Source organism: Streptomyces sp. C36, assembly GCF_040932295.1.
Taxonomy (GTDB): domain Bacteria; phylum Actinomycetota; class Actinomycetes; order Streptomycetales; family Streptomycetaceae; genus Streptomyces; species Streptomyces triculaminicus.
Window position 1 is genome coordinate 294,371 of the sequence record NZ_JBFQGI010000002.1, and the last position, 25,899, is coordinate 320,269.

21 protein-coding genes and 2 tRNA genes are annotated in these 25,899 nt (G+C 73.0%); 19 read left to right on the top strand and 4 right to left on the bottom strand.

Features of this window, described 5'->3' with window-relative positions; all coding sequences use genetic code 11:
- The first annotated feature begins 158 nt into the window (after positions 1-158).
- From AB4K12_RS06835 to obgE, 4 genes are all read left to right on the top strand, one after another.
- Complete coding sequence (locus tag AB4K12_RS06835; protein ID WP_368433359.1) at positions 159-4,295, top strand: Rne/Rng family ribonuclease; 4,137 nt, start codon at positions 159-161, stop codon at positions 4,293-4,295.
- Between the two features lie 237 nt (positions 4,296-4,532).
- Positions 4,533-4,853: a 50S ribosomal protein L21 gene (gene rplU / locus AB4K12_RS06840; protein ID WP_086568924.1), complete on the top strand. Its 321-nt coding sequence runs from the start codon at positions 4,533-4,535 to the stop codon at positions 4,851-4,853.
- A 14-nt stretch (positions 4,854-4,867) separates the two neighbouring features.
- Complete coding sequence (gene rpmA / locus AB4K12_RS06845; protein ID WP_071963337.1) at positions 4,868-5,122, top strand: 50S ribosomal protein L27; 255 nt, start codon at positions 4,868-4,870, stop codon at positions 5,120-5,122.
- A 126-nt stretch (positions 5,123-5,248) separates the two neighbouring features.
- Positions 5,249-6,688 (top strand): GTPase ObgE, encoded by a 1,440-nt coding sequence (obgE, locus tag AB4K12_RS06850; protein ID WP_368433360.1) that lies wholly within the window; start codon positions 5,249-5,251, stop codon positions 6,686-6,688.
- Between the two features lie 183 nt (positions 6,689-6,871).
- On the opposite strand, the gene AB4K12_RS06855 is transcribed toward obgE, so the two are convergent.
- Complete coding sequence (locus AB4K12_RS06855; RefSeq protein ID WP_368433361.1) at positions 6,872-8,923, bottom strand: hypothetical protein; 2,052 nt, start codon at positions 8,921-8,923, stop codon at positions 6,872-6,874.
- A 238-nt stretch (positions 8,924-9,161) separates the two neighbouring features.
- Between AB4K12_RS06855 and proB the strand changes: the two genes are divergently transcribed.
- From proB to AB4K12_RS06880, 5 genes are all read left to right on the top strand, one after another.
- Complete coding sequence (gene proB, locus AB4K12_RS06860; RefSeq protein ID WP_368433362.1) at positions 9,162-10,301, top strand: glutamate 5-kinase; 1,140 nt, start codon at positions 9,162-9,164, stop codon at positions 10,299-10,301.
- Between the two features lie 249 nt (positions 10,302-10,550).
- Positions 10,551-11,003 (top strand): hypothetical protein, encoded by a 453-nt coding sequence (locus AB4K12_RS06865; RefSeq protein ID WP_368433363.1) that lies wholly within the window; start codon positions 10,551-10,553, stop codon positions 11,001-11,003.
- Positions 11,004-11,227: 224 nt separating this feature from the next.
- Positions 11,228-12,538, top strand: a complete 1,311-nt coding sequence (locus tag AB4K12_RS06870; RefSeq protein ID WP_368433364.1) for a glutamate-5-semialdehyde dehydrogenase — start codon at positions 11,228-11,230, stop codon at positions 12,536-12,538.
- Positions 12,539-12,593: 55 nt separating this feature from the next.
- Positions 12,594-13,223 (top strand): hypothetical protein, encoded by a 630-nt coding sequence (locus tag AB4K12_RS06875; RefSeq protein ID WP_368433365.1) that lies wholly within the window; start codon positions 12,594-12,596, stop codon positions 13,221-13,223.
- Positions 13,224-13,384: 161 nt separating this feature from the next.
- A complete protein-coding gene (locus AB4K12_RS06880) occupies positions 13,385-14,467 on the top strand; it encodes a hypothetical protein (protein WP_368433366.1) in 1,083 nt (360 codons plus the stop codon).
- Between the two features lie 67 nt (positions 14,468-14,534).
- Here the strand turns inward: AB4K12_RS06880 and AB4K12_RS06885 are convergent, their stop codons facing one another.
- A complete protein-coding gene (locus AB4K12_RS06885; protein ID WP_368433826.1) occupies positions 14,535-15,686 on the bottom strand; it encodes a M48 family metallopeptidase in 1,152 nt (383 codons plus the stop codon).
- A 91-nt stretch (positions 15,687-15,777) separates the two neighbouring features.
- On the opposite strand from AB4K12_RS06885, the gene AB4K12_RS06890 reads away from it, so the two are divergent.
- The 9 genes from AB4K12_RS06890 to AB4K12_RS06930 all read left to right on the top strand — a co-directional run bounded on the left by AB4K12_RS06890 (position 15,778) and on the right by AB4K12_RS06930 (position 20,391).
- Entirely contained in the window at positions 15,778-15,948 is a 171-nt protein-coding gene (locus tag AB4K12_RS06890) for a hypothetical protein (RefSeq protein ID WP_179198851.1), read from the top strand.
- Between the two features lie 95 nt (positions 15,949-16,043).
- On the top strand, positions 16,044-16,205 hold the full coding sequence (locus tag AB4K12_RS06895; RefSeq protein WP_190065195.1) for a hypothetical protein: 162 nt from the start codon (positions 16,044-16,046) through the stop codon (positions 16,203-16,205).
- Positions 16,206-16,260: 55 nt separating this feature from the next.
- Complete coding sequence (nadD, locus tag AB4K12_RS06900) at positions 16,261-16,872, top strand: nicotinate-nucleotide adenylyltransferase (RefSeq protein WP_086568940.1); 612 nt, start codon at positions 16,261-16,263, stop codon at positions 16,870-16,872.
- Between the two features lie 49 nt (positions 16,873-16,921).
- Positions 16,922-18,412: an LCP family protein gene (locus AB4K12_RS06905; RefSeq protein WP_368433367.1), complete on the top strand. Its 1,491-nt coding sequence runs from the start codon at positions 16,922-16,924 to the stop codon at positions 18,410-18,412.
- A gap of 95 nt (positions 18,413-18,507) precedes the next feature.
- Complete coding sequence (gene rsfS, locus AB4K12_RS06910; protein ID WP_086573554.1) at positions 18,508-18,948, top strand: ribosome silencing factor; 441 nt, start codon at positions 18,508-18,510, stop codon at positions 18,946-18,948.
- Positions 18,945-19,598 carry a histidine phosphatase family protein gene (locus AB4K12_RS06915; protein WP_368433828.1) on the top strand — a complete coding sequence of 218 codons (654 nt, stop codon included), beginning with the start codon at positions 18,945-18,947 and terminating at the stop codon, positions 19,596-19,598. The genes rsfS and AB4K12_RS06915 overlap by 4 nt, the downstream gene beginning before the upstream one ends.
- A 123-nt stretch (positions 19,599-19,721) precedes the next feature.
- Positions 19,722-19,794: transfer RNA gene (locus tag AB4K12_RS06920), tRNA-Ala, on the top strand.
- Positions 19,795-19,979: 185 nt separating this feature from the next.
- On the top strand, positions 19,980-20,153 hold the full coding sequence (locus AB4K12_RS06925) for a hypothetical protein (RefSeq protein ID WP_207248642.1): 174 nt from the start codon (positions 19,980-19,982) through the stop codon (positions 20,151-20,153).
- A gap of 165 nt (positions 20,154-20,318) precedes the next feature.
- Positions 20,319-20,391: transfer RNA gene (locus tag AB4K12_RS06930), tRNA-Ala, on the top strand.
- Positions 20,392-20,450: 59 nt separating this feature from the next.
- Here AB4K12_RS06930 and AB4K12_RS06935 read toward each other — a convergent pair.
- Both AB4K12_RS06935 and AB4K12_RS06940 read right to left on the bottom strand, forming a co-directional pair.
- The gene (locus tag AB4K12_RS06935) at positions 20,451-21,974 is read right to left on the bottom strand and encodes an NADH-ubiquinone oxidoreductase-F iron-sulfur binding region domain-containing protein (RefSeq protein ID WP_368433368.1); all 1,524 of its coding nucleotides are present in this window, start codon (positions 21,972-21,974) and stop codon (positions 20,451-20,453) included.
- Positions 21,971-22,663, bottom strand: coding sequence for a hypothetical protein (locus AB4K12_RS06940; protein ID WP_368433369.1), 693 nt, complete (start codon positions 22,661-22,663; stop codon positions 21,971-21,973). Before AB4K12_RS06940 ends, AB4K12_RS06935 begins: the two co-directional genes overlap by 4 nt.
- A gap of 318 nt (positions 22,664-22,981) precedes the next feature.
- Between AB4K12_RS06940 and leuS the strand changes: the two genes are divergently transcribed.
- Positions 22,982-25,864: a leucine--tRNA ligase gene (gene leuS, locus AB4K12_RS06945; RefSeq protein ID WP_368433370.1), complete on the top strand. Its 2,883-nt coding sequence runs from the start codon at positions 22,982-22,984 to the stop codon at positions 25,862-25,864.
- Positions 25,865-25,899 lie beyond the last annotated feature (35 nt).

The following is a 25,899-nucleotide window of genomic DNA, read 5'->3' on the forward strand; positions in this document are numbered from 1 at the left end:
GAGACTTTTCGCCGGTGCCGTGACACTCGGACCCGGCGAGCGAGACGACAGCTCCCGTGCGGCGACCGCGCCCCGGACGGCGGTACCGCGCTCATTACGCGGACCGGCGGGTCGGAACACGACGCGGCGCCCGGGAGCGTGACGGGAGAACCGCCCGCATGCTCGAATCCATTGAGCCCACCGAGCCCGGGGCCGCGCAGAGCGTCCCCGGCAACAACGCCGACGAGAGCCCCAGCGACACGCTGCCTCCGCGACGCCGCCGCCGTGTGGCGTCCCGTCCGGCGGGTCCGCCGGTCGGCGAGGCGGCCGTGACGGCCGCCGCCGACACCGCCTCCGGGCCGGCCGCCGAGGCCGAGGCCCCGGAGACCCCCGCGCGGCCGCGCCGCCGGGCCACTCGTAAGGCCGCCGCGCCCGCCGCCGCTGCCGTCGCTGAGACGGCCGTGGCGCCCGAGGCCGCCGCCGAGGCTCCGGCCGCGGCGGAGACCCCGGCACGTCCGCGTCGCCGGGCCACCCGTAAGGCCACCGCGCCCGCCGGTGCTCCGCAGGCCGCCGAGGCCGCTCCGGAGCCGACCGTCGAGGCTGCCGAGGCCGTCGAGGCCGCCGCTCCGGCGGAGGAGAAGCCCGCCCGTACGCGTCGCCGTGCCACCCGCAAGGCCACCGCGCCCGCCGGTGCCCCGCAGGCCGCGGAGCCGGTCGCCGAGGCCGCTCCCGAGGCCGTCGAGGTCGCCGCGGAGGAGGCCCCGGCCGCCGCCGCGGCGGAGACCCCGGCACGTCCGCGTCGTCGCGCCACCCGTAGGGCGTCCGCGCCCGCCGGTGCTCCGCAGGCCGCCGAGGCCGCTCCGGAGCCGGTCGTCGAGGCCGCCGCCGAGCAGGTCGAGGTCGTCGAGGCCGCTCCGGTGGAGGAGAAGCCCGCTCGTACGCGTCGTCGCGCCACCCGCAAGGCCACCGCCCCGGCGGGTCCGCCGCAGGCCGCCGAGAGCGTCGTGGAGCCGGTCGTCGAGGCCGAGGAGGAGGCCGAGGTCGAGGCCGAGGCCGCGCCCGAGGTTCCGGCCGCCAAGCCGGCCCGTACGCGTCGTCGTGCCACCCGTGCCGTGAGCGCCCCGACCGGTGAGCCGCTGGCCGCCGCGTCGCTCGTGGCCGAGGAGACGGCGGCGGTCGCCGACATGGCCGAGACCGCCCCCGCGATCGTTCCGGTCGAGGAGGCCGCCCCGGCGCCGGCCAAGCCGGCCCGTGGCCGTCGCCGCGCCACCCGTCCGGCGGGTTCCACCGTCGGTGAGAAGCCCGCCGCCGAGGCGGCCGCCGAGGCCCCCGTCGAGGAGGCCGCGGAGCCGGTCGCCGAGCCGCGTGCCCGTCGTACGCGCCGCCGTGCCGCCGCCGAGGCCGCCGCCCCGGAGGCCGCCGCCGAGCCGGCTGCCGCCGAGGCCCCGGCGCGCTCGCGTCGTCGTGCCGTGCGCCCGCCGACCGCCGTGTTCCAGGCCCCGGTGTTCACCGAGCCGATGTTCCAGACGCCCGAGACCGCTGCCGCCGCCGCGGCCGCCGCCGCCGAGGTGCGGGAGGAGCGCGAGGAGCCGGAGGAGCCCGCCGTGGAGGCGGCGCCCGCCGCCGGTGGCCGTCGCCGCCGCCGTCGCCGTGGCGAGGCCGCCGAGGCCGCCCCGGTCCAGGCCGAGGTCCCGGCCGAGGTCCCCGCCGAGGTCGAGGAGGAGCCGGAGGCCGCCGAGGAGCCCGAGGGCGCCGCGTTCGAGGACGAGGAGCAGGGCGAGCGCCCGTCGCGCCGTCGTCGTCGTGGTGGCCGCCGTCGTCGCCGTGGTGAGGCCGCCGAGGCCGAGCTGGAGGCCGGCGAGGAGGAGGCGGAGGCCGAGGAGGCCGCCGAGGAGCTCGAGGCCGAGGAGGAGGAGCCGGAGGCCGAGGAGGCCGCCGGTTCCGCGTCCGCGGGCAGCCGCCGTCGTCGCCGTCGCCGTCGCCGCAGTGGCGAGGCGCTGGAGACCGAGCCGGGTACGGACGAGCCGGAGCGTACGGTCGTCAAGGTCCGGGAGCCGCGTGAGCGCGCCGCCCGGATGGAGGGCGGCACGGGCTTCGACGAGGTCCAGTCCATCAAGGGCTCGACCCGTATGGAGGCGAAGAAGCAGCGCCGCCGTGAGGGGCGTGAGCAGGGCCGTCGCCGGGTGCCGATCATCACCGAGGCCGAGTTCCTGGCCCGCCGTGAGGCCGTCGAGCGGGTGATGGTGGTCCGTCAGAACGGTGACCGCACCCAGATCGGCGTGCTCGAGGACAACATCCTCGTGGAGCACTTCGTCAACAAGGAGCAGGCCACCAGCTACGTCGGCAACGTCTACCTGGGCAAGGTCCAGAACGTCCTGCCGTCGATGGAGGCCGCCTTCGTCGACATCGGCAAGGGCCGCAACGCCGTGCTGTACGCGGGCGAGGTCAACTTCGAGGCGCTCGGCATGGGCAACGGCCCGCGTCGCATCGAGGCCGCGCTGAAGTCCGGCCAGTCGGTGCTGGTGCAGGTCACCAAGGACCCGATCGGCCACAAGGGCGCCCGTCTGACCAGCCAGGTGTCCCTGCCGGGCCGCTACCTGGTCTACGTGCCCGAGGGCTCGATGACCGGCATCAGCCGCAAGCTGCCCGACACCGAGCGCGCGCGTCTGAAGCAGATCCTCAAGAAGATCGTCCCCGAGGACGCGGGCGTGATCGTCCGTACCGCCGCCGAGGGCGCCAGCGAGGACGAGCTGCGTCGTGACGTGGAGCGGCTGCAGGCGCAGTGGGAAGAGATCCAGAAGAAGTCGAAGCAGATCTCGACGAGCTCGCCGAGCCTGCTGTACGGCGAGCCGGACATGACCGTCCGCGTCGTGCGCGACATCTTCAACGAGGACTTCTCGAAGGTCATCGTCAGCGGTGACGGCGCCTGGGAGACCATCCACGGCTATGTCTCGCACGTGGCGCCCGACCTGGTCGACCGGCTGCAGAAGTGGACGTCGGACGTCGACGTCTTCGCCACGTACCGGATCGACGAGCAGCTGATGAAGGCGCTGGACCGCAAGGTCTGGCTGCCCAGCGGCGGCTCTCTGGTGATCGACCGGACCGAGGCGATGATCGTCGTCGACGTCAACACCGGCAAGTTCACCGGCCAGGGCGGCAACCTGGAGGAGACGGTCACCAGGAACAACCTGGAGGCGGCCGAGGAGATCGTGCGCCAGCTGCGGCTGCGCGACCTCGGCGGCATCATCGTGATCGACTTCATCGACATGGTGCTGGAGTCGAACCGGGACCTGGTGCTGCGGCGTCTGCTGGAGTGCCTGGGCCGGGACCGTACGAAGCACCAGGTCGCCGAGGTGACCTCGCTGGGTCTGGTCCAGATGACGCGCAAGCGCGTCGGCCAGGGCCTGCTGGAGTCCTTCTCCGAGGCCTGTGTCCACTGCAACGGCCGTGGCGTGCTCGTCCACATGGACCAGCCCGCGACCACGGGCGGCGGCGGTGGCGGCGGCAAGCGCGGCAAGAAGAAGGGCAAGGGTGCCGCCGAGGCTCCCGAGTCCGTCGCCGCGCCGGAGGCCGTGGAGGAGGCTCCCGAGCTGGAGCCCGTGCCGGTGGCCGAGGCGGAGCTGGTGCCGACGGTCGGCGGTGACGAGGAGTGGTTCGGCAGCGCGGCCGAGGCCGAGGCGGCCGCCAAGCGCGGCGGTCGTACGCGTCGCCGGGCGACCCGTAAGGCGTCCGCTCCGGCGGGTGCGCCGCGGGCGGAGCGTGCGGCCGAGCCCGAGGTCGTCGTCGAGGCACCCGTCGAGGCCCCGGCGGTCGTCGTGGAGCCCGAGCCGGCGCCCGCGCCGGTGGTGGAGCCCGAGGTCGTCGAGCCCGAGGTCGCTCCCGAGGTCGCCGAGCCGGTGGCCGAGGCGGTCGTGACCGCGGAGGCGGCGGCTCCGGCCCGTCCGCGCCGCCGGGCGACCCGCAGGGTGTCCTCCCCGGCCGGTTCGCCCTCGGGCGCGGAGGACGCGGCCGTGGTCGTGGTCAGCGCGCCGGCGGCGGAGCCGGTGGCGGCCGAGGCGCCGGTCGTGGAGCCGGTCGTGGAGTCCGAGGAGGCGGCCGAGGAGGCAGCCCCCGCCAAGAAGACGGCCCGTAAGACGGCCGCCAAGAAGGCTCCGGCGAAGAAGGCCGCCACGGCCAAGAAGACGGTGGCGAAGAAGACCACCACCGCCAAGAAGACGGCGGCCAAGAAGACGGCCACCAAGACCGTCAAGAAGGCCACCACCAAGAAGGCGGCGGCCAAGAAGACCGCGGCCGCCGAGGCCTCCTCGGAGGACTGAGCAGTACCCGGTGGTCCGGGCCCCGCCACGGGGCCCGGACCCCGGTTTGACCCCCTGGTCAAGGCCCCGTAACCTTGACCGTCGGCGTCTGTGTGGCGCCACGCCACTGAGCAAACACCTCCCGGTCCGCGTTGTTCCGCGACGGGGAGAGGCCGCTCGTCCATTTGGATTCACGGGCCCTGCCCGTGTGAGCGGCTGGCATCAGAGGTCCCGTTTACTAGCGAGAGTGAGATCCGCGTGTACGCAGTTGTGCGTAGCGGTGGTCGCCAGCACAAGGTTGCTGTCGGCGACATCGTCGAGGTTGACAAGATTTCCGACGGCAAGGTGGGCGACTCGGTCGAGCTCTCCACGCTGCTCGTGGTCGACGGCGAGTCCGTCACCAGCGACCCGTGGGTCCTGGCGGGCATCAAGGTTCAGGCCGAGATCGTGGACCACCACAAGGGTGCCAAGATCGACATCCTGAAGTACAAGAACAAGACCGGTTACCGCAAGCGCATCGGTCACCGCCAGCAGTACACCGCGGTGAAGATCACCGGCATCCCGACGGCTGCGAAGTAAGGGACTGAGAACACATGGCACACAAGAAGGGCGCATCGTCCACCCGGAACGGTCGCGATTCCAATGCTCAGCGGCTCGGCGTGAAGCGCTTCGGCGGTCAGGTCGTCAACGCCGGTGAGATCCTGGTCCGCCAGCGCGGCACCCACTTCCACCCGGGCGCCGGTGTCGGTCGCGGCGGCGACGACACCCTGTTCGCGCTGCAGGCCGGTGCGGTGCAGTTCGGCACCCACCGTGGCCGCAAGGTCGTCAACATCGTTCCGGCCGTCTGATTCCATCTGAATCAGGCGCCGTAGAGCGATGAGCGAGGGCGGACCTTGCTTCCCTGCGGGGAAGCAGGTCCGCCCTTGTCGCGTTACAACAGAGACATTCCCGTACGTATCTGGAGGCACACCGCTATGACCACCTTCGTGGACCGCGTCGAGCTGCATGTCGCCGCGGGTAACGGAGGCCACGGCTGCGCCTCCGTACACCGTGAGAAGTTCAAGCCCCTCGGCGGCCCCGACGGCGGCAACGGCGGCCGTGGCGGTGATGTGACGCTGGTCGTGGACCAGTCCGTCACCACGCTTCTGGAGTACCACCACAGCCCGCACCGCAAGGCCACCAACGGCAAGCCCGGTGAAGGCGGCAACCGTTCCGGCAAGGACGGCATGGACCTGGTCCTGCCCGTGCCGGACGGCACGGTCATCCTGGACCGGAAGGGCAACGTCCTGGCCGACCTGGTCGGCGAGGGCACCACCTACGTCGCGGCCCAGGGCGGCCGCGGCGGCCTCGGCAACGCCGCGCTGGCCTCGGCGCGCCGCAAGGCCCCGGGCTTCGCGCTGCTGGGCGAGCCGGGCCAGGCGCAGGACATCGTCCTGGAGCTGAAGACCGTCGCCGACGTGGCGCTGGTCGGCTACCCGAGCGCCGGCAAGTCCTCGCTGATCTCGGTCCTCTCCGCCGCCAGGCCGAAGATCGCGGACTACCCCTTCACCACCCTGGTGCCCAACCTGGGCGTGGTCACCGCCGGCGCGACCGTCTACACCATCGCCGACGTCCCCGGCCTGATCCCCGGCGCCAGCCAGGGCAAGGGCCTGGGCCTCGAGTTCCTGCGCCACGTCGAGCGCTGCTCGGTGCTGGTGCACGTGCTCGACACGGCCACCCTGGAGTCCGAGCGCGACCCGCTGAGCGACCTCGACGCCATCGAGGCCGAGCTGAAGGAGTACGGCGGCCTGGACGACCGGCCCCGCGTCGTCGTCCTCAACAAGGTCGACATCCCCGACGGCCAGGACCTCGCCGACATCATCCGCCCCGAGCTCGAGTCCCGCGGCTACCGCATCTTCGAGGTCTCGGCCATCTCCCGGCTCGGCCTGAAGGAGCTCTCCTTCGCGCTGGCCGACATCGTCTCCCAGGCGCGCGCGGCCAAGCCGAAGGAGGAGGCGACCCGCATCGTCATCCGTCCGAAGGCCGTCGACGACGCGGGCTTCACGGTCACCCTGGAGGAGGACGGCATCTACCGCGTGCGCGGCGAGAAGCCGGAGCGCTGGGTGCGCCAGACCGACTTCAACAACGACGAGGCCGTCGGCTACCTGGCCGACCGCCTCAACCGCCTCGGCGTCGAGGACCAGCTGATGAAGGCCGGTGCCCGTGCGGGCGACGGCGTCGCCATCGGCTCCGAGGAGGACGCGGTCGTCTTCGACTGGGAGCCCTCGATGTCCGCCGGCGCGGAGATGCTCGGCCGCCGCGGCGAGGACCACCGCTTCGAGGAGCCGCGTCCCGCCGCGCAGCGCCGCCGCGACCGCGACGCCGAGCGCGACGAGGCGTCCCAGGAGTACGAGGGCTTCAACCCGTTCGGGTGAGCCCGGTCGCGTGGCCGCCGCCGGGAAGGGGCGGCCACGACGCGGGAGGCAGGACCGTGACGGCATGACGAAGGCCCCCGGGAGGAGAACCTCCCGGGGGCCTTCGTCATGTCCGTACGGGCGGGTACGCGCGCGATGTCCGCACGGGCGGGTACGCGCGCGTGGGCGCGCGTACCCGCCGGGCTACGCGGCGGTGACCGGCTCGTCCGCCGTGCCGGCGGCGGCACGCGGCGAGGGGATGTCCGAGGCGCGGTCCTCCATCCGGACCCGGCGCTCGTCCGCCTTCGCGCACAGCGCCTGCGCGGCCGCGTTGAAGCGGACCAGCGACGGCGGGTCGGCGGGGCCGAGCAGCTGGACCTTCAGCTCGGCGCGGGCCTCGGCGAGACCGTCCAGGGCGGGGTCGCGGACGGCGGCCAGCAGGCCCGCCACCTCGCCGGCCTCGGGCGTGAGGATGGTCGCGGCGCTGACCGTGGGGAAGTTCGCCCGGAACTCCTCCTCGGACATGCCGCTGGTGTTCGCCACGGCGTACGGCTTCTCGCTGATCAGGTAGTCGGAGACGACGCTGGAGACGTCGCTGATGAGCAGGTCCGACTCGTTGAAGCAGTTGAAGAGCGCCGGGCGGGCGGTCGTGATGATCTGGTGCTCCCACTCCGGCAGCGAGGCCCAGTAGGCGGCCTCCCAGGCGGCGGTGGCGGCCTCGACGGTCGCGGCGCGGCCCTTCTCCGGGGTGCCCTGCAGCAGCATCCGCTCGACCTCGTCGGCGCTGTCACGGAACGTGCTGGTGGTGAGCTCGTCCAGCTCGGCCGTGCGACGGGCGAGCTCGGCGGCCGCCTCGGCGCCCGGGCGGGGGCCGGAGCGGTGGGTGTTGGCCTCACGGATCAGGGCCTGGATGCGCTCGTCGGCGCGACCGGCGCGCGGGTCGACGGAGCCGGTCATCGGGTGCGGCTTGTACAGCAGGCGCACGCCCGGGTCGGCGAGCAGCGCGCGGACGATGTTCTCGCCGGCCAGGATGACCGAGGTGTTGCCGGGGTTGCCGTCCCAGCCCTCCCAGGTGGGGGCGTACAGCACGGTGGTGTACGTACCCGTGGGCGCGCCGCCGTACGGCGTGATCGGCGCCAGCTGCGGGCGGCCGACCTCGACGACGTCCTTGTCCTCGACGCCGATGTCGGCGAGCTGGTAGCGGTCGCGGGCGGCGGGGCCGGCGACCCAGATCTCGTCGTACGCCTTGGAGTAGGGGTTGCAGCTGGAGAGCTTGTCGCTCTCGCCGTGGTTGATGAAGGAGTGCTTGATCGACGGCATCCGCAGGACCTGCGAGGTCTTACCGGAGTTCGCCGGGTGCAGCATCATCTTGAGCGAGGACGTCTCCAGGGCCATCAGGTGGACGACCTTGGGGATGCAGATGATCGGCACGTCGGTGGCCTCGATCTTCTGCATCATGAAGCGCTCGCGGAGCACGATGACGGGGTTGCCGTCCAGCTCGGCGAGGGTGGAGAGCCACATGTTGGCCTGGTAGGCCGAGGTGGTGCCGCCGGAGAAGTACATGCCGACGGTGGGCTTGTAGTCGGCCAGCCAGCGGTCGAGCCACTCCAGGGCCTGCTGCTCGCGGGCGATGCGCTTCTTGGGGCGCAGCCAGCCGACGAGATAGAGCGTGCCGCCGAGGGCGAGCAGCAGCGAGGCGCCGACGCCGATCCCGGCCCACAGGGCGTTGTGGGTGCCCGCGGTGACCAGCAGGCCGGCCGTGGCGGGGACCGCGAAGCGCAGCAGCCGGCGGCCGTGCTGGCGGGCCAGCAGGCGCGGCGGGGCGGCGGTCAGGTGCAGGCCGCTGGTGTCGACGTTGCGCGTGAGGAACGGCAGCGTGCGGGTGCGGCGGACGAGGATCGCGGCGGCCTGGCAGGCGAGGTGGGCGGCGTAGAAGAGCACGAGCCCGGTGACCACGGGGACGTAGCCGCGCAGCGAGCCGTCGCCGTGCAGCCGCACGAGCCCGATCAGCAGCAGCATGTCGCGCAGCAGCTGGCGCACCATGACGTCGAAGCGGATCTTGCCGAGTACGGCGACGAGACCGGGGTCACGGTGCTGCAGATAGAGATCGAGCGCGAGGCCCGCCGCCGAGGCGGTGATGAGGAGCGGCACATTGGGCAGCAGCGAGCCGACGAGCTGGGTGGCGAAGAACACCAGCATCGCGAGCAGCGCCGCGAGCTGTACGGCTCGGCGGGAGGCTGTTCCGGCAGAAGGCACTGGACGGGCTCCTGGCAGGAGGACTAGGGATTCATGGAGGGGGGAACCGTCGTGGCGCGCGGAGCCCGCGGTGGACAACGGTCGACCACCGACCGTATGACGGTCGCCGGTCCGGGAGCAATCTTCCCCCATGTCAACCAGCACAAAATAGGGTCGAACGACCACAATCGTCAGGCGGTAGATTTGCGTCCCTGAGCAGGCGGTGAACAGCCATGGCGATCACAGGGGTGTACGTACGTTGACAGGGGCAGGCGAGCTGCACGAGGTCCGGCGCGAGGTCGTGGCCGCCCGACGGATCGTGGTCAAGGTGGGGTCGTCCTCCCTCACCACCGCGGGCGGGGGACTGGACGCGGACCGCGTTGACGCGCTGGTCGACACGCTGGCCAAGGCCGGCGGGGACAAGGAGATCGTGCTGGTCTCCTCGGGTGCCATCGCGGCCGGCCTCGCGCCACTGGGCCTGGACCGCCGCCCGCGCGACCTGGCCCGTCAGCAGGCGGCCGCGAGCGTGGGTCAGGGGCTGCTGGTCGCCCGTTACACCGCGTCGTTCGCCCGCTACGGCCGCCGGGTCGGGCAGGTGCTGCTGACCACGGACGACACCAGCCGCCGGGCGCACTACCGCAACGCCCGCCGGACCCTGGACCAGCTGCTGGTGATGGGGGCCGTGCCGGTCGTCAACGAGAACGACACGGTCGCCACGGACGAGATCCGCTTCGGCGACAACGACCGGCTGGCCGCTCTCGTCGCCCACCTGGTGCGCGCCGATCTGCTGGTGCTGCTGTCGGACGTCGACGGTCTGTACGACGGTGACCCCAGCCTCCCGGGCACGTCCCGGATCGCCGAGGTCGCGGGGCCCGGCGACCTCGAGGGCGTGTCGATCGGCAGCGCGGGCAAGGCCGGCGTGGGCACGGGCGGCATGGTGACCAAGGTCGAGGCCGCCCGGATCGCGGCCGCGGCCGGCATCCCGGTCGTGCTGACCTCCGCCAGCCAGGCCGCGGACGCCCTGCGCGGGCACGGCACCGGCACGTACTTCCACCGCACCGGCCGTCGCTCGGCCGACCGCCTGCTGTGGCTGGCGCACGCCTCCACCCCGCGCGGCGCCCTGACCCTGGACGACGGGGCGGTGCGGGCCGTGATCGAGGGGACCGCCTCGCTGCTGCCTGCGGGCATCGCCTCGGTCGAGGGCGAGTTCAGCGCGGGTGATCCGGTGGAGCTGCGGGACGGCGCGGGGCGGGCCGTGGCGCGCGGGCTGGTCACCTACGACGCGGCGGAGATCCCCCAGCTGCTGGGCCGCTCCACCCGTGACCTGGCCCGTGAGCTGGGGCCGGGCTACGAGCGCGAGGTCGTGCACCGCGACGACCTGGTCGTGCTGCGCCGCTGACGGGCGTCGCTGACGGGCGGCGCGCCACGGCGGCGACCGCCGGGCGGCGTGCCGCATCGCTGACGAGCGTTACGCAGGGGCGAGAAAAGCTCGGTAAGGCCAGCCTTTCCATGGAGCCTTTCCGTAAAACCGTCACGCGGCCGCCCCCGGACTGGTCAACTTTGATGCATGGGGCCGTGATGGACGCACGACCCCTCGGCACCACGGCTCCGCCGCACGCGCGCGGAGCAGCGAGCAAGGAGGCCGCCGGTGAGACGAGGGCGCCCAGGGGCGCTGCCCCGAGGGACGGCTGGGCGGACACTGACCAGCGTCGGGGCAGGCGACACGGGGGATCGGGCGGAGGAGGCCGCGCACGACGCGGCCGCGCGGCTGTGGCACGTCACCCTCAGCGTCTCGGGTGCCGAGGCGCCGCTGGGGGAGGTCCGGCGGGCGCTGGAACAGCTCGCCCACGACCATCCCTTCCTGCTGACCAGCCGCTACGCCAACGACCACGCCGAGATCCGCTACTGGGAGGAGGCGCGCGATCTGCACGACGCCGCGGCCGTGGCGCTGCGGCTGTGGGGCGAGCACCGCTCGACCGCCCGGCTGCCGCCGTGGGAGATCGTCGGGCTGGAGGTCATCGACCGCGAGACCTACCACCAGCGCATCGCCGAGGGGTGCGGCCCACTGCCGGCCACCCCGGTGGGAGTGCATCCCTTCTGACCCGTGTCTTCTGACCCGTGCCGGTCCCGTCCGACCGCTGACCCGTGTCCGAGCCGTACTGAACCGTGTCCGAGCCGTACCGACCCGTGCCGGTCCCGCGGGGGATCCGGCAGGCCCGCCGTGACCACGCCTTCCGTTCCGTCCGTCTCGCTCCGGTCATACCGGCCGTCCCGGAGTGTGGAATACCGGATGGCCGCGGCCTGCCCCACGGTTAGGCTGCGGTCATGAGCAGCGTTTTCCCCTCCCCCCTCGCCGACCCCATGCCGCAGTCCCCGGTCCTGCGCGCCGCGTATCGCGCCCGCGCCGCGGCCGCCGAGCTGGCGCCGCTGCCACGGTCGGCGAAGGACGAGGCGCTGCTGGCCATCGCCGACGCGCTGGAGGTGCGCACCCGCGAGATCCTCGACGCCAACGCCGAGGACGTCGCCAAGGCCCGCGCCGCCGGTACGAGCGAGAGCGTCGTCGACCGGCTCACCCTCACCCCCGAGCGGATCCGGGCCATCGCCCAGGACGTCCGCGACGTCGCCGCCCTGCCCGACCCGGTCGGCGAGGTGGTGCGCGGCTCCACGCTCCCCAACGGCATCGACCTTCGCCAGGTGCGGGTGCCGCTCGGCGTCGTCGGCATCATCTACGAGGCCCGGCCCAACGTGACCGTCGACGCCGCCGCCCTGTGCCTGAAGTCGGGCAACGCCGTGCTGCTGCGCGGCTCCTCCTCCGCGTACGCCTCGAACACCGCCCTGGTGCGCGTCCTGCGCGACGCGGTCGGCGGGGCCGGGCTGCCGGCGGACGCCGTGCAGCTGGTCCCGGGCGAGAGCCGGGAGTCCGTGCGGGAGCTGATGCGCGCCCGCGGCATGGTCGACGTGCTGATCCCGCGCGGCGGCGCCTCGCTGATCCGCACGGTCGTCGAGGAGTCCATCGTCCCGGTGATCGAGACGGGCACGGGCAACTGCCATGTGTACGTCGACGCCGAGGCCGACCTCGACATGGCCGTGGAGATCCTGATCAACTCCAAGGCCAGCCGGGTCAGCGTCTGCAACGCCGCCGAGACCCTGCTGGTCCACCAGGACATCGCCGAGCGCTTCCTGCCGCGCGCCCTGGCGGCGCTGGCCGAGGCGGGCGTGACCGTGCACGGCGACGAGCGCGTCGTCGAGCTGGCCTCGGCCGCGGACACCGCCGCCAAGGTCGTGGCCGCCACCACCGAGGACTGGGAGACCGAGTACCTCTCGTACGACATCGCCGCCGCCGTGGTGGAGGACCTGGACGCGGCCGTGCGCCACATCCGGCTGTGGACCTCCGGCCACACCGAGGCGATCGTCACCACGTCGCAGGCCGCCGCCCGCCGCTTCACCCAGCTGGTGGACTCCACCACGGTCGCGGTCAACGCCTCCACGCGCTTCACCGACGGCGGCCAGTTCGGCTTCGGCGCCGAGATCGGGATCTCCACGCAGAAGCTGCACGCCCGGGGGCCGATGGGGCTGCCGGAGCTGACGTCGACGAAGTACATCGTCACGGGCGACGGGCACATCCGCGGCCGGTAGCCCTAATTCCCGTACCGGCCGCGCGGATTGACCGGTTCGGGTCTACGCTGGACGGGTGCCGGACGACGTGGGGGGCAGGCCGTTCCCGGACGGCGAGGAGCCCGACAGCCACCGCCATGGAGACGCGGACGACGCGTTCGCCTCCGTGGTCTTCGACGAGGAGTTCGTGCGGTCCGCCGCGATCCACGAACCCTCCGCGGTCGAGCGGATGCTCGCCGCCGACCGGGCCCGCGCCGAGGCGGACGCCGCGTGGACCCGGGCCGGAGGCGGCTCCGCCGACGACGACCCGTACGACGACGACCGCGCGGTCGGCCCGGCCGGCGGCCTGGCAGGCCCCCACGCCGACCGGCTGGGGGAGCTGCACGGCCTGGCCCGCGACCTCGACCCGGACGACGCCTACGGCCCCTATGGGCGCTACGGCATCGTGCGCGGCCCCTACCGCGGCCATGCCCGCTGGCACCGCCCGGTGGCCTGGGTGCTCGCCGTCGTCATGGGCATAGGCGTGGTGGCCCTCGCCTTCACCGCGGTCTACCGCGGCGCCTCCTCCGGGAAGGGGCAGGAGCCCGCCCCGCCGCCCGCGAGGACCGGTGTGGACGCCCCGGTGGGGGAGCGTCAGGGGCCCCTGCCGTCGGTGTCCGCCGACTCCGAGCCGCCGGTGGCCTCGGCCGTACCACCCCAACACTGACGGTCACATTCGGCCGATTCCGATGACTTTCTGTCATTCGGTGACGGGCCGCGACAGCCTGGGCCAAGGCCGTCACGCTCCTGCGGGCAGCTTGGAATTTCGTCGGAAGTTGTCGCGTACCAGGGCGTTTACCAGGCGCTCCGCAGACCTACTCTTGAGATATGAACGGGCCTGGAGACCCCCCTGAGGGCACGCCCGAGGGCCCCCAGGGAGGCGGCGAGGAAGAGTACCGATCCGTCGTGTTCGACGAATCGTTCGTGCGTGCTGCGCGGCTCCAGGAGTTCTCCGCCCGGGAGCGCATGGACGACCACGCGCCCGCCGTCCGCACCCGGCACGCCTGGGCGCGGGTCAGTGCCTCCCGGCAGGTGCTGCTCCTGGTGATGCTGATCGCCCTCGCCTTCGGCACCGCCGTCTACATGGGCCTGCGGCACCCCTACAAGGAGCCCAGGCCGCCGTCCGCCGAGCCGCTGCGGATCACTCTCGTGCCCCTGGCGCCACGCGATCCGGTGCCCGGAGCGGCGCTGGCGAACGACCTCTTCGCCAACAGCCCGGCCGCCCAGTTCCGCGACGGCGCCGAGGGCGTCACCCTTCCGGCCGCACGGCGCACCCAGAATTTCTCCGAGAGCCTGGTGATGACCGCCCTCGCCACGGCCAAGGAGTACACCGTCAAGTCCGCGCTCGACCCGGCCGTGCTCACCGGCGGCGCCCAGCGCGGCGTCCGCCTGCTGCTCGCCCCCTCGCAGCTGGACCAGTTCGACCGCAGCCTGGCCCGCCCCGCCGACGACGGCCGGCACGCCGCCACCGGCTGGCTGGTGCGCTTCGACCCCGCCCAGGTGGCCCTCGCCGACCCCGTCGTCCGTACGCACGGCACCTTCTCGGTCGTCGAGGCGTCCCCGGCGGCGCTGGAGGTCACCTCCGACCACACGTTCGTCTACGCCGTGCGCGGGGCCAAGGGTGACCCCGCGGACGCCTCGCTGTTCACCGTGCGGCGTACGATGCACTTCCGCTTCGACCGGGACGACCTGCAGGAACACCATCTGCAGGTGCTGCAGAGCGCCCTGCAGGCCGGCCCCGAGTCCTGCGCGGCCGACGACGCGGCCTACCTCCGCCCGCTGCTGGCCGGCCAGAAGGCCGCGGCCGAGGGCCCGGCGGGCACGGACCCGTACGCCACGGGCCCGACGACGACCGCCGACCTCTGCGGCACCCTGGCCCCCGGCGCCCAGCCCAGCCCGCCGAAGCACTGAGCGGGCGTGAAGCACGTGAAGCAACTGATCGGGCCGTGAAGCACTGATCGGGCCGTACGGAGCGGTCCTACGCGTCCGGTCCGTCGCCCTTGGGCGCCCCGGGCCCCTCGCTCTTCGAAGGCCCGGAGCCCTCGCTCCTGGGGCCGCCGGAGCTCCGTCCTCCGCCGAACGTGTCCTTCAGCCGGCCACCCAGCCCCGACGCCCCGCCCGCGATGTCCCGCACCAGGCCCATCAGCGGGTCTTTGCTTGCGCGCACCGAGTCGGCGTAGTGGTTCGCCGACTCCCGGAAGGAGTCGGACACCGAGGCGTCCTTGTCCTCCGACCGGCGGGGGTAGTGGCCGTCCATCAGTCGCTGGTGGTCGCGGCTCTCCGACCACTTCTTCAGCTCCGCCGCCCGCACCGTGGTGAAGGGGTGGCTGCGCGGCAGCATGTTCATGATCTTCAGCACGGAGTCGCGGAGGTCGCCGCCCTTCTCGTACTCGTCCGCCTGCTCCAGGAAGGCGTCCACGTTCATCTCGTGGAGGTGGTTGCCGCCCGCCAGCTTCATCAGCCCGCGCAGGGACGCCTGCAGGTCCTGGCCCACCAGCAGCCCGGCCCGGTCCGCCGACAGCTCCGACTTGCGGAACCACTCGCGCAGCGCCGTCACGATCGCCGACACCGCGAGATTGCCCAGCGGGATCCAGGCGACCTTGACCGCCATGCCGGTCAGGAACAGCAGGACCGTGCGGTAGACGGCGTGACCCGACAGGGCGTGGCCCACCTCGTGGCCCACGACCGCCCGCATCTCCTCCTCGTCCAGCAGCTCCACCAGGCCCGTGCTCACGACGATGATCGGCTCGTCCAGGCCGATGCACATCGCGTTGGGCTTCGGGTCCTGCACGACGTACATGGCGGGGACGCGCGGCAGGTCGAGGACGGCGCAGGCGTCCAGCAGCAGCGCGTGCAGGTGCGGGAACTGCCGTTCGCCCACCCGCACCGAGTCCGAGAGATAGAGCAGGCGGAGGCTGCGCTCGGGCAGCAGCCCGCTGAGGGTCTTGAAGACCGTGTCGAAGCCGCTCAGCCGGCGCAGCGCCACCAGGGCCGAGCGGTCGGCGGGGTGCTCGTAGGCGCGCGAGGAGAGATCAGGGAAGCGCCTGCGGCCGGATCCCCACGGCTGCTCGCGGCCCTCGCCGTCGACGCCGCCGCCGTTGCCGCCGTCGCCGCTGTTGATGTCGGTCATGGAGACCCCCTCAGTGGGCTTGATCATGGCCCGTCCCCCGGCTTCAGGACCCCAGACTAGGCCGTACCACCGACACGGCTACCGTGGGGACATGGCAGTCATCGACCCCGTCACCGCGCATTCCGGATTCACCGAGCTCCTCGCCGTCTCCAAGGGCGACCAGGGGCCGGGTGTGGTGCTGCGCACGGTTTTGATCGTCGGCGTGGTGGGCATCGTGCTCGTGGCCTGGTTCCTGCTGCGCGGGTACCGCGACAAGGACTGACCGCCTCTCCGCGGAGTCGGCGTGAGCCCGCCGACGCGCCCCGCATACGATGTGGCAGAAGTCTCCACCCGATCCCATCCCGGATAGGTCCTGCCGTGATCATCGCCTCCGCGCACAACGCCCTCGTCAGCCTCGCCTCCGAGGGCGAGCACGTGGACACCCACGAGAGCATCAGCCCCTACATGACCGGTGGCGCCGCGCTGGTCATCCTGCTGCTCCTGCTGTGGGTCACCACCCGCTTCAACCGCGACCGCTGATCCCGCCGGTCCCCGAGGACCCGGGGTGTCACCGCGCCCAGTAGGGTCTGCACGCATGGGAGAGCAGACAGGGCCCGTGAAGCGGCGGCTCGGCGTGATGGGCGGAACGTTCGATCCGGTCCACCACGGCCACCTGGTCGCCGCGAGCGAGGTGGCCTCGCAGTTCCACCTCGACGAGGTGGTCTTCGTGCCGACCGGGCAGCCGTGGCAGAAGAGCCACAAGCTGGTGTCGCCGGCCGAGGACCGTTATCTGATGACGGTGATCGCCACCGCGTCCAATCCGCAGTTCTCGGTCAGCCGCATCGACATCGACCGCGGCGGCCCGACGTACACCACCGACACGCTCCGGGACCTGAGCGTCCTCAACGAGAACGCGGATCTGTTCTTCATCACCGGCGCCGACGCGCTGGCGCAGATCCTCACCTGGCGGGACACCGAGGAGCTTTTCTCGCTCGCGCACTTCATCGGTGTCACCCGACCGGGCCACATACTGGCCAACCCCGGACTGCCCGAGGACCGGGTCTCCTTCGTCGAGGTCCCCGCCCTGGCCATCTCCTCCTCCGACTGCCGCGCCCGCGTGGCGCAGGGCGAGCCCGTCTGGTACCTCGTGCCCGACGGTGTGGTGCGCTACATCGACAAGCGCAAGCTGTACCGTCACGACGGCTGAGAGCGACCGCGACGGCCGTCTCCGGCTCGAGGGGCAGCGAGGGGCGCTCGTGAACGACCGACAGGATTCGCGGCCGCGACAGCAGGTTCGTTACGACGCCTACGGGCGGCCCGTGTACCGCCCGGACGCCCCGGAGCGCGCGTACGACGACCGGTACGGGCAGCCGCCCGGGCCACGCCGCCCCGAGCCCGGCCCCGCCTCCGCTCCTGCCCCGGTCTCCGCTCCCGCCCCCGCTTCCGCCTCCGCTTCCGCTCCCGCTTCCGCGCAGATCCCCGAGCCCCGGCCGGCCCCGGACTACCGCACCGAACAGTTCTCCTTCGTGGAGGAGCCGGACGAGGAGTCCCAGGACGTCATCGACTGGCTCACGTTCAGCCAGAGCCGCGCCGAGCGCCGGGGCGAGCGCCGGCGCAGGAGCCGCAAGCGCGTGCGCGCCCTGGCCGCGACGCTCGGCCTCGCCCTCGTCGGCGGCGTCACCTGGCTCCTGCTGTCCGGGGGCGACGACAAGAGGGACGGCGCGGCGGCGGGCGCCGTGCGCGAGCGGAACGTGATCGTCGTCCATCTGCGGCAGACCCGGGGCGGCGACAGCTCCACCGCCCTGCTGGTCGACGACGAGGGCGCGCACAAGGGCACCACGCTCCTGCTGCCCGACTCGCTCGCCGTGTCCGGGGAGGGCGGCGGCGCGACGACGCTCGGCAGATCGGTGCTGGACGAGGGCACGGGCGGCACCCGCGATGCCCTGAACACCCTGCTCGGCACCGATATCAAGGGCAGCTGGCGGCTGGACACCCCCTATCTCGAGAACCTGGTCGAGCTCGTCGGCGGCGTCACCGTCGACACGGACACCGCCGTGCCGGGCCCCCGCCCCGGCGACCGCCTGCTGGTGACCCCCGGCGAGGGCCAGAGCCTCGGGGGCCGGGCGGCGGTCGCCTACGCCACCTACCGGGCGGCCGGTGAGGGGCGTACCCCGCAGCTCGCGCGGTTCGGGCGGGTCATGCAGGCGGTGCTGCGGAAGATGTCCGGCGACCCGCGGGCGGCCACCACGACCGTCGAGGCGCTCGCCCAGATCCCCGATCCCTCCCTCAGCCCCGAGCAGCTCGGCGCCTCGCTGGCCCGCCTGGCGACGAAGGCGAAGGCGGGCTCGTACGAGACCACCGTCCTGCCCGTGCGCGCGGACGGCACGCTCGGCGGCCGGGCGGCCGACACCCTGATCGAGGAGGTGCTGGGCGGCGCGGCCCGGGACGCCGCCCGGAACGCGCCGCCCCGGGTGAGCGTGAAGAACGCCACAGGAGACGGGGGAGCGGCCGAAGCGGCGCGGGTGACCCTGGCCAACGGCGGCTACACGTTCATCGGCGCGGGCTCGGCGAGGGCGCCCGAGGCGGCCTCCGCGGTGCTCTACGCGCAGGGGAGCCGGGCGGCCGAGGCCGGGGAGGTGGCCAGGACGCTGGGCCTTCCCGAGCGCGCGGTGCGCCGGGGCGAGATCCCCGCGCACGCCGACGTCGCCGTGGTCCTGGGCCGGGACTACCCGCCCCGCACGCGCTGAGCGGGCCCGGGGGCGGGGCGGAAAACACCGGGAGTGCTGTCGGCGGGTCGTGAGACCCTTGAGAGGTACTGACCCTCTTTACGAAAGCATGGCTTGTGACCGCCACGGACCGCTCCATCGAGCTCATCCAGGCCGCCGCCCAGGCTGCCGCCGACAAGCTCGCGCACGATGTCATCGCCTACGACGTCAGCGACGTACTGTCGATCACCGACGCCTTCCTGCTGGCCTCGGCCCCCAACGACCGCCAGGTCAAGTCGATCGTCGACGAGATCGAGGAGCGGCTGCTCAAGGACCTCGGCGTCAAGCCGGTGCGCCGTGAGGGCGACCGCGACGCCCGCTGGGTGCTGCTGGACTACGTCGACATCGTCGTGCACGTGCAGCACAGCGAGGAGCGCGTCTTCTACGCCCTCGAGCGCCTGTGGAAGGACTGCCCGGAGATCGAGCTGCCCGCCGACGCCGTCGCCACGCGTGGCAAGGCCGAGGCGCACGCCCAGGCCCAGGCCGCCGCGGGCGACGCGGACGGAGACTTCAGCTGAGCGCCGGCGGGGGCGCCCGCGGCCGCCGGATCGTCCTCTGGCGCCACGGTCAGACCGCATGGAACCTGGAGCGCCGCTTCCAGGGCTCCACGGACATCGAGCTGACCGGGACCGGCGTCGCCCAGGCGCGCCGGGCCGCCCGGCTGCTGGCCTCGATGCGGCCGGACGCGATCGTCGCCTCCGACCTCTCGCGGGCCAGGGCGACCGCGGCCGAGCTGACGGCCGTCACGGGCCTCGCCGCCTCCCACCACGCGGAGCTGCGCGAGACGTACGCGGGCGTGTGGCAGGGCCTGACGCACGACGAGATCATCGAGCGTTTCGGCGAGCAGTACGCGGCCTGGAAGCGCGGCGAGGCCGTGCGGCGCGGCGGTGGCGAGCTGGAGACCGAGGTGGCCGACCGGGCCGCTCCGGTCGTGCTGTCGCACGCGGAGAAGCTGCCGGACGGCGGCACCCTCGTCGTGGTCAGCCACGGCGGCACCATCCGCACCACCATCGGCCGGCTGCTGGGCCTGGAGTCCTCCTCCTGGGAGTCGCTGGGCGGCCTGAGCAACTGCTGCTGGTCCGTGCTGGGCGAGGGCGCGCGCGGTTGGCGCCTGATGGAGCACAACGCCGGGACGCTGCCCGAGCCGGTCCTCGGCGACGACGACTGAGGCCCCGCAGTGGCCTCCGTGGGGCTCCTGAGGCCCGATTTCACATCTGGGCAGGTCGCAGGCTAAAGTTCTTCTTGTTCGCGGGGAACGCGGGGGAAAACCTCCGGGGGAGCCGAGAACAGCGGGGCTATAGCTCAGTTGGTAGAGCGCCTGCATGGCATGCAGGAGGTCAGGAGTTCAATTCTCCTTAGCTCCACAGTTCGACGATCCCGTCTCCCGATCACAGGGGGGCGGGATTGTTGCTGTTCCCGCGTGGTCCCGTGGCAGAATCGGACCGGCGGGAGTGAACGCTGCCGAAGGGGAGGGGGTTGGAGCTGTCCCATGGGTGCTCACAGCCGGAAGTGCGACTGGTGCGGCAGTGGAACGCCGATCGTTCGCGACATGGAGCCGCTCAACTCCGAGTACCAGTACTGGTGTGTGGAGTGCGCGCGGGCGCTGATCATAAAAGGCGACCCGATCGAGACCTACCGTGAGCTCGAGGGCGAGCCGATCTACGGACGTCTGCTCGACGAGCACTGCGCTCTGAAGAGGTTCTACTCCTTCGCCACGGCCTGACGTCACGACCTGACGCCGCAGCCTGACGCCACGGTGAAAATCGGTCATATCGACCCGAGATGGGCCGTGATACCCACCGATTTGGCGGATGGGGGGGAGGTCCGTGTAATGTAATCCGTGTCGCCAGGGAGACCGCGAGGAAAACCCGGGCGGAAAACAGAACAAGGGGCTATAGCTCAGTTGGTAGAGCGCCTGCATGGCATGCAGGAGGTCAGGAGTTCAATTCTCCTTAGCTCCACAGTGAGAGAGCGGGTCGTCCGATGGACGGCCCGCTCTCTGCTTTACGTGTGCGGCGGTTTACGGCGCGCGGTCCAGTCGCAGGGCCAGCGCCGGGCAACGGCGTACGGCCCGTCGCACCCGGCTCCGTAAGTGATCCGGTACCCCGGCGTCCGCGAGCGAGGGAAATCCGTCCGCTCCCATGCGTACGAGTTCCGGCAGCAGCCCCGCGCACAGCCCGTGCCCCTCGCACAGCGTCCAGTCCACCGCGAGCCGCTCCCCGCCGCCGCCCCCGTCCCTGCCGCCCGCCGCCGCGCCGCCAGGTCCCGGCAGCGGCAGCACCCCGGCCGTGCCGCGCCCGCAGCCGCCGCCCAGGACGTGCGCGGCCAGGTCGTCGGTGAAGGCCGCCAGCGCGCTCAGCGCGAAGCGCGCCGCCCCGTCCGGGTGCCCGCACGCCCCCCGGCCGCGCACGGCCCCGGCGGCCTCCCGTACGGCCTCCAGGGCACCGCGCCCGCCCCCGGCCACCACGTCCGCCAGCGCCCCCGCCAGCGCGGGCAGGCCCGTCCGGCAGGGCCCGCACTGCCCCGCCGACTCCGCCGCCAGCCAGTGCGCCACCCGCACCGCCTCGCCCAGCGGGCAGGTCGCGGCGGGCAGCGGCAGCACCGCCCCGGCGCCCAGGCTCGCGCCGCGCGCCGCCAGGGCGTCCCGCGAGAGCACCGCCCCGGCCGTCGCCGCCGCGTCCAGCCATGCGCCGTGATAGCCGCCGACCAGCACCCCCTCGGGAGCGGGCTCGGCGCCGCACTGGGCGAGGACGTACGACAGCGCCGCCCCGCCCGGCACCTCCACCACGCGGGGCCAGGGCACCGCGCCGGAGACGGTGAGCAGAAGGGTGCCCGGCTCGTCGGGCGTGCCGGTCGCCGCGTAGCCGGGGGCGCCCAGGCGGGCGGCGAGGGCGAGTTGGGCGTAGGTCTCGGTGTTGGACAGCAGCGTGGGCAGACCGCCCAGGCCCGCCTCACTGGCCCGGGCGCGCCGGCCGGGAGGGAGCGCGGGGCCGCCGCCGAGGGCGCGCAGCAGCGCGGAGGACTCACCGGAGACCATGCGCTCGGGGACGCGCACGACCCGGGCGCGCAGCGCCCGCCCGCGCCGGTCGGTCAGGCCGCGCTCGGCCAGCGCCTCCCGCACGGAGGCCTCGGCGGCGGGCCGGGTCACCCCGACCACCAGGCTCGCGGCGCCGAGCGCCTCGGCGGCGAGCAGCGCGCCGTCCAGCACCAGGTGCGGGGCGCGCCGCAGCAGCACGGCGTCCTTGCGGCAGGCGGGCTCGCCCTCGCAGCCGTTGACCACCACGGCGGGCCGTTCCCCGCGCCGCCGGGCCGCCGTGCCCGTAGCGCGCAGCTTGCGGGCGAAGGGGAAGCCCGCGCCGCCGCGTCCCCGCAGGGCGACGGCCTCGGCCAGCCGGGTCAGCTCATCCTCGGTGAGCCGGGGCGCGGTGCCGTGCACCGCCAGATGGGCCCGGCGGTCCAGCCGCTCGGCCGTCTCGAAGCCGGCCGTCAGGCGGGGCAGCCCGAGGGTGAGGACGTGGGGCAACTCGGGCAGGGCGGCGGTCATGAGGGCCGTCCGGAGGTGATCCCGGCCCGCTCGGCGTCCGGGATCCGGGCGCCGGGGCGGCCCCCGGGTACGGGCAGGGGGCGGGACGGGGGCTCCTTGCCCGCCGCGTGCGCCCCTGCCGGGCGCGGACGCACCGGGGGGAGGCGCAGGAAGGACCGCAAGGGCCTGCGGGCCCGCCGTATCAGCAGCGCCGCGGCCACCGCGGCGAGGCTCAGCGCGTAGCACGCGGTGACCCAACCGGCGGCCGGGCGGCCCGCGTTCAGCCCGTGCAGGACGGCGGCGCACCAGGCGGCGTACGCGCAGCCGTGCAGCGCGTGCCAGCGCCGGGCGGCGCGGGCGCGCCCGGCGAAGGCGCTGCGCAGGGTGCCGGTCGCGGCGGCCAGCACCATCAGGTGGGCGGCGAGCGAGCCCAGCCCGACGAGACCGCCGGCTCCCCGCACCCCGCCGGCGAACGGCAGCAGGGCGGCGAGGACGGTGGCGTGCGCCTCGGCGGTCTTGACGCCGATGTGCACGAGCAGGAAGCCGAGCGCGCCGACGGCGGTGGCCCGGTGCACGGCCTGGGCGAGCAGCCGGCCGCGCGGCCCGAGCACCGTGCGGCCGGTGGCGACGAGCCCCCAGACGACGGTCGTGGTGAGGGAGACCAGGGTCAGCACGCCCGCCGTCTGGTCGGTGAAGCGTTGGAGGTCCATGCTCCGGCACGCTAGGCAGCTGTTCGAGTGCCGCGGTCCGGTTCGCGCAACCCCGGTGCGCGGCGGCGCCCCGCTGCTAGCGTCTGCAGGGCCCCTGCCTCTGTGCGGTACCTTCCGCCGCTGCGGTAATCTGACCCCATGCGTGCCGTACGCCTCCTGCTTAGCGAGCCGCGCTGATCAGCACCGACCGGTGACGTCCGGTCGGCATCGGCGCGGCTGTCCCCTCCTGTGCGAGGGGCTTTTTCATTTCTGAAGGACTCAGAAATCCGGAATATCGCAGCGCAGGCAGAGACGACGATCGATGGAGCTTAGAGGACGATGAGCGAGACCCCCACCGCCGCCGAGGTGGCCGCACCGCACCGCTATACGGCCGCTCTGGCCGCCGACATCGAGGCGCGCTGGCAGGACGTCTGGGACGCCGAGGGCACGTACGAGGCGCCCAACCCCAGCGGTGAGCTCGAGGGCGACGCCGAGGTCGTCGCCCGGCCCAAGAAGTTCGTCATGGACATGTTCCCGTACCCCTCGGGTGCGGGCCTCCACGTCGGCCACCCGCTGGGCTACATCGCCACCGACGTCTACGCGCGCTACCACCGCATGACGGGCCACAACGTCCTGCACACCCTCGGCTTCGACGCCTTCGGCCTGCCCGCCGAGCAGTACGCCGTGCAGACCGGCACCCACCCCCGGGTGTCCACCGAGGCCAACATCGACAACATGAAGGCGCAGCTGCGCCGTCTGGGCCTGGGTCACGACAAGCGCCGGTCGTTCGCCACGATCGACCCCGAGTACTACAAGTGGACCCAGTGGATCTTCCTGCAGATCTTCAACTCCTGGTACGACCAGGACGCGAAGAAGGCCCGGCCGATCAGTGAGCTGATCGCCCAGTTCGAGAGCGGGCAGCGCGACGTTCCGGGAACGCGTGCGTGGAGCGAGCTGACCTCCTCCGAGCGCGAGGAGATCCTGGGCGGCCACCGCCTGGCCTACGCCTCCGACTCGCCCGTCAACTGGTGCCCCGGCCTGGGCACCGTGCTGGCCAACGAGGAGGTCACCTCCGACGGCCGGTCCGAGCGCGGCAACTTCCCTGTCTTCAAGTCCAAGCTGCGCCAGTGGAACATGCGCATCACCGCCTACGCGGACCGCCTGCTCGACGACCTGGACGCCCTGGACTGGCCCGAGGCCATCAAGCTGCAGCAGCGCAACTGGATCGGCCGCAGCGAGGGCGCCCGCGTCGACTTCGCCATCGACGGGCACCCCGACGCCAAGGCCACCGTCTTCACCACCCGCCAGGACACCCTCTTCGGCGCGACCTACCTGGTCCTGGCGCCCGAGCACCCGCTGGTCGTCACCGAGGACCACGGCGTCGTCCCCGCCGCCTGGCCCGAGGGCACCCACGAGGACTGGACGGGCGGCCACGCCACCCCCGCCGAGGCCGTCGCCGCCTACCGCAAGGAGGCCGCCGCCAAGTCCGACGTCGAGCGGCAGGCCGACGCCAAGGAGAAGACCGGCGTCTTCACCGGCGCGTACGCCGTCAATCCGGTCAGCGGCGAGAAGCTCCCCGTCTTCGTCGCCGACTACGTTCTGATGGGCTACGGCACCGGCGCCATCATGGCCGTCCCCGCCCACGACAGCCGCGACTTCGCCTTCGCGCGCGCCTTCGACCTGCCGATGCGCTGCGTCGTCCGGCCGTCCGACGAGCGCGGCACCGACCCGGCCGAGTGGGCGGACTCGTTCGACTCGTACGACGCCGAGATCATCAACTCGTCGGGTGAGGGCGTCTCCCTGGACGGCCTGCTCGTCCCCGAGGCCAAGACCCGTATGGCCGAGTGGCTGACCGAGCGCGGCATCGGCGAGGCGACCGTCAACTTCCGCCTGCGCGACTGGCTGTTCAGCCGCCAGCGCTACTGGGGCGAGCCCTTCCCGATCGTCTACGACGAGGACGGCGTCGCCCACGCGCTGCCGGAGTCGATGCTCCCGCTGGAGCTGCCCGAGGTCGAGGACTACTCGCCGCGCACCTTCGAGCCCAACGACGCCGACACCTCCCCCGAGACCCCGCTGTCCCGCAACGAGGACTGGGTCAACGTGGAGCTGGACCTCGGCGACGGCCCCAAGACGTACCGCCGCGAGACCAACACCATGCCCAACTGGGCCGGCTCCTGCTGGTACGAGCTGCGCTACCTGGACCCGCACAACGGCGAGCGGCTGGTGTCCGCCGACGCCGAGCGGTACTGGATGGGCCCGCGCGAGGGGCAGCCGCACGGCGGCGTCGACCTGTACGTCGGCGGTGCCGAGCACGCCGTGCTGCACCTGCTGTACGCCCGCTTCTGGTCGAAGATCCTCTTCGACCTGGGCCACGTCTCCTCCGCCGAGCCGTTCCACAAGCTCTACAACCAGGGCATGATCCAGGCGTTCGTCTACCGCGACGCCCGCGGCATCGCCGTGCCCGCCGCCGAGGTCGAGGAGCGCGAGGGCGCGTACTACTACCAGGGCGAGAAGGTCAGCCGGCTGCTCGGCAAGATGGGCAAGTCCCTGAAGAACGCCGTCACGCCGGACGAGATCTGCTCCGAGTACGGTGCCGACACGCTGCGCCTGTACGAGATGGCCATGGGCCCCCTGGACGTCTCCCGTCCCTGGGACACCCGCGCGGTCATCGGCCAGTACCGCCTGCTGCAGCGCCTGTGGCGCAACGTGGTCGACGAGAACACCGGCGAGGTCACGGTCGTCGACGCCGAGGCCGACGAGGCGACGCTGCGCGCCCTGCACAAGGCCATCGACGGCATCGGCCAGGACATGGCGAACCTGCGCTTCAACACCGCCATCGCCAAGGTCACCGAGCTGAACAACTTCGTGACCAAGCTGCGCGAGGTGCCGCGCGCGGTCGCCGAGCAGATGGTGCTGCTGGTCGCCCCGCTGGCCCCGCACATCGCCGAGGAGCTGTGGCGCAAGCTCGGCCACACCGACTCGGTCGTCCACCGCGACTTCCCCGTCGCCGACCCCGCGTACCTGGTCGACGAGAGCGTGACCTGCGTCGTCCAGATCAAGGGCAAGGTCAAGGCGCGCCTGGAGGTCGCCCCGTCGATCTCCGACGAGGAGCTGGAGAAGGTCGCCCTGGCCGACCCGGCGGTCGTCGCCGCGCTGGGCGGCGCCGGCATCCGCAAGGTCATCGTGCGGGCGCCGAAGCTGGTGAACATCGTCCCCGCGTGACGCGCTAGGGGTTTGTCCCTACGGGCAGGTTGGGG